The organism is Bacillota bacterium, assembly GCA_009711825.1.
GTDB lineage: Bacteria > Bacillota > Proteinivoracia > UBA4975 > VEMY01 > VEMY01.
In genome coordinates this window covers 1-3,925 of record VEMY01000031.1, presented here as the reverse complement: position 1 = coordinate 3,925, position 3,925 = coordinate 1, and the positions used below count along the sequence as shown (strand labels likewise).

At 44.5% G+C, this 3,925-nt stretch carries 4 protein-coding genes; all 4 read right to left on the bottom strand.

Annotated features, from left to right (window positions below; translation table 11 throughout):
* Positions 1-94: 94 nt before the first annotated feature.
* From FH749_10130 to FH749_10115, 4 genes are read right to left on the bottom strand one after another with little or no spacing between them, the layout of a single operon-like run.
* A complete protein-coding gene (locus FH749_10130; GenBank protein MTI95823.1) occupies positions 95-502 on the bottom strand; it encodes a hypothetical protein in 408 nt (135 codons plus the stop codon).
* Complete coding sequence (locus FH749_10125) at positions 499-771, bottom strand: PTS sugar transporter subunit IIB (protein MTI95822.1); 273 nt, start codon at positions 769-771, stop codon at positions 499-501. The genes FH749_10130 and FH749_10125 overlap by 4 nt, the downstream gene beginning before the upstream one ends.
* Positions 768-1,232, bottom strand: a complete 465-nt coding sequence (locus tag FH749_10120; protein ID MTI95821.1) for a PTS sugar transporter subunit IIA — start codon at positions 1,230-1,232, stop codon at positions 768-770. Before FH749_10120 ends, FH749_10125 begins: the two co-directional genes overlap by 4 nt.
* On the bottom strand, positions 1,204-3,354 hold the full coding sequence (locus FH749_10115; protein ID MTI95820.1) for a BglG family transcription antiterminator: 2,151 nt from the start codon (positions 3,352-3,354) through the stop codon (positions 1,204-1,206). Before FH749_10115 ends, FH749_10120 begins: the two co-directional genes overlap by 29 nt.
* Positions 3,355-3,925: the final 571 nt, after the last annotated feature.

Sequence of the window (3,925 nt, the reverse complement as noted above, 5' to 3'; positions counted from 1 at the left end):
GAACACCCTTTCGCTGGTTGTTGGGATTTAGGCACTTCCATTTTACCAGCAAGGGGTGTTTTTGTACACCTTTGAGGCCAATAAAGTCAGGGGTTTACGGGTGTTTTACACCTGCGAAACTTGAGTAGATAAACTTAAATTTGGTTAGACGAGCCATAAGTACATTAATTAGGAAGCCAAATGTCATCATTAAAGTGATGGTGCCGCCGTATTCCGCTATGAACCGATCAGTGCCCATTACTTCCAGGGGCGCCGCTTCAATGCCAAATACGCTTTGCCAGATTGGCCCGATGGCACCCATAGATTCGACAATTACACCCGCGCCACCGTTGATAATCAAAAAACCAAGAATAGTTTTAACAGTGCCTGAGATAACAGAACTTACATCTTTTTTCTGAGCCAATAGGCCAATCAGGGCGATGATACCGATTAATAATGCGGGCTGTCCAAAAATGTTGTCAGCTAACCATGTACTGATAGAGACCAGAATATCCAACTTTATTCCCCCTTAAGATGATTATTTAGTTTCTCCATAATTTCGTTGACGTCCATGAAGTCAATAATGCTCAGCACCGGTGTTTCCACATTGCGCAGGGACTCAATGTGGTACTCGCCGGCGACTATCAGGTCTGCGCCACCCATTGACGCCGAACTGACATCGGTGTTGTCTACTTCAGCTTCGATTCCCAATTTCTTAAGTGCCTCTTCCACACTCATCCGCAGCAACAAGCTGGTTCCCTGTCCGACCCCGCAAACAGCCAGGATTTTCATACATCACACCTCCTTTCTAATATGGCGTAGATTTCCTGGCTGGATTGGGCAGCGATAATTGAGCAAAGAGTGTCCTTAGAGCCCAGAATTTTGGCCAGGTAAGATATAAGCGTCAGGTGACTTTTGCTGTCGACACTGCTTAAAGCAGCAACAACTCGCACCGGATCATTTTGCGGGTGCCCAAACACAATTGGTTCTGTCAGGGTTAACAGCCCAATTCCTATCTTTTTTGCGCCGTCCTCTGGTCTTGCATGGGGCATAGCCAATCCTTGGGTCAAAACAATGTAGGGCCCTTTTGTTTCGACCAGTTTTACCATGGCATCTGTATACTCTGGCAATGTCATGCCATGCTTCACTAACAATTTGCCAGCAGCTCTGATTGCCTGCCGCCAATCACCGACACTAACGTTTGCCTCAACGATTATGTTTTTTCTAATTTCTATCACGTCGAACACCCCCAAGTTTTGTTTGAATCAATTTAAATGCATCGTTTTTGTCGGTGGCGGTGGACAGCTTGATGACCAGTTCCTTATCGGCGATTACCTGCATCAGTTGTTTTAATGCCACTAGGTGTGTATCTTTATCAGGCGAGCAGAAGGCAAATACCAGTTTTACTGGGTCAAACTTGGGATGATCGAAATTAACTCCGTGGGGACAGACTACAAGCGCAAAGCCGGCATGGCGAATGTCTGGGCCAGCAGGAGCATGTAAGAGAGCAATCCCTTGAGTCATTACCATATAAGGCCCTTGCATTATAATCTGTTCCAACATCCGCTGGGAATAGCCTCGGTCTGCTGCTCCAACTGATATAAGTAGGTTTCCTGTTGCATGGACAAGTTGTTTCCAGTCAGTATGTCCCTGAACTATTTCCACAGTGTCGGGCTTGAGAAATTTTAGAAGTCCATGATCAGTCTGAGTGGGAGAGATATCCCGCTCCCGGGCGAATTCAAGTGTAGCCAGCAGGTCAATGATTTGTTCCCTTAATCCGTTACGGTCAATAATCATCGCGTATTTCTCAATAATATCAAGAATGGTTTCGCTGACTGAGCTTGTCGCCGACGGGGGTTCAGGTATCGGGTCACTGTCAACACTAAGCAGACTGCGGATTAGCGAAATATGTTGTTCGGGCAGTAGCGGGTCTATTACCGCCACGGGTGTTCCGGTCAGCGTCAAAGGAATTGTAGAAATCACTATATCTGGATTAGATTCAGCGGTAACTGAATCAGCTTCAAACATTGAAGCACAGGCTATAATAGTCAGTTCTGGGAACTCCTGTTTTAGCCTGGCTGCCAATATGTTGGATGTGCCTAAGCCGCTGGAACAGACTACTACTGCTTTAATCCGGCTTTGGCGAATCTGTTTATGTCTCTCGATGACAGCACCAATATGCAGGGCTATAAATCCAACTTCGTGGTCGCTCACTTTGTTATTTAGGTACTTCTGAATTATGCCGGCAGCAACAGTTGCTGCTTCCATGTAAGCGGGAAAACGTTGCTCGATGCCTGCCAGCAGTGGATTCTCTATATGTATATTTTCTTCAATTCGATTTATGGTTGGTTTTAGATGCTGTGCCAGATCGTGAAGAAATTTTTTGTCCCCAACAAGGTTGACGCCCAATAAACCTTCGGCGACAGTCGCAATTTCCACGGTCATTTGCCCGATTAATTCATCGCGATCTTCAGAGTCCACACGTCTGGGGGAGCTGATAAGTTTCAACGTTAAAAGTGCTACTTCTTCATCTGTCAGCCGTATTCCCAATTCAGCCGCAAATGGTTGTGTTGCTTTCTGTACATTGTGATATTCTTTCCTGATGCTGATTCCGGACAACTGCCGGTCGTTAAGCTTGATGGTATTGCCTAAACGCAATCTATTACAGGAAACCGAAAGGTACAGGGTGAGGTTTATAAAGCCGATATCGGAAAAGCGCACATCCATTAGACCTTCTAAGTTACGGACAACCTGGACAGCAGACTCAACCTCCGTTGATGATAACAATTGACTAATATATGTTCCCAAGCTACCCTTGAGCGTTAACCCAGAAAAGAGCTTACGGATATCTTCTGGTGTAAGAACCTCGCTAATAAAATCAATGATTGCTTCCCGCAACCACCGTTCCTGACCGCGTACTTCCAGGCCATAGTTGGGTCGGCGAATCATGACAAGCTTGCGCTGTTCAAACCAGGGTTCAAGATGGTCAAGATCCTTTGCTAAAGTTGATTCACTATAATCTATCACTGTTTCAAGGTGTCGGAAGGTAATAGGGGTAGTAGCAGTTAATAATTCTGCGGTGATTATTTGCTGACGTTCTTGTGGTGACAAAAAGTCAGGGGAAGAAATTATTCCTAATTCTGAGAAGATGTCTTTTCTCACTTTTTCTGAACTCTGAATCCAAATACCCTCCCTGGGCTGACGATAAAGATCAATGCCCTCCAACGGGCCAAGGGCATCGGCAATTGCCTGCAAGTCATAGCGTATGGTTCGAGGAGAGACACTAAATTGTGTAGCAAGGGTTGACGCACTCATCTTATTCTGAACGTTAAGCAAGCAGCGCAACAGTTCTTTTTGTCGTTTTGAAAGTTGCATCGTTCCCACCTCCTATCGTCCACCCCTAATACCACGAATAATTGAACCACTAAGCATCAATCTAGACCTCTAATCTCCGAATTAATACCACTTCGCGCCCTAGCCAATCAATCCGGTCAGATGACCCTTTGGCAAGCAATTGATCATGTTTTATCAATTGGATAGGAATTTATCAAAGCCGCTTACTTTTTCGTAATCACAACAAGTTTTTTGGCTCACTATCAGACTATCATTCATAATAAGCTTATTATGATTTAATAGTCTCTTCAACCAGTTTATTTTGCTCTTGTAATGTGGCAATTTGTATGGTTATTAGTTGCTTGGTCACAGTTTTGTATCTACATTTTATGACGGAACATCTGAGCACTAACTTATAGTGTTTCAAGTTATGAAATGAATGGTACGACTCCGAATATAAAATGAAGTCGGGCCTTTATACCATAATGTAACTGCTAACCCATAATGCCCTTCAGTAGACGTTATTAATTGTCCGCAATTTGCCGGACAAGCTGACCAGAAGGGAAGGGAGAATTAGAGCAATTCTCCCTGGACAACTACCTTCACCATATGA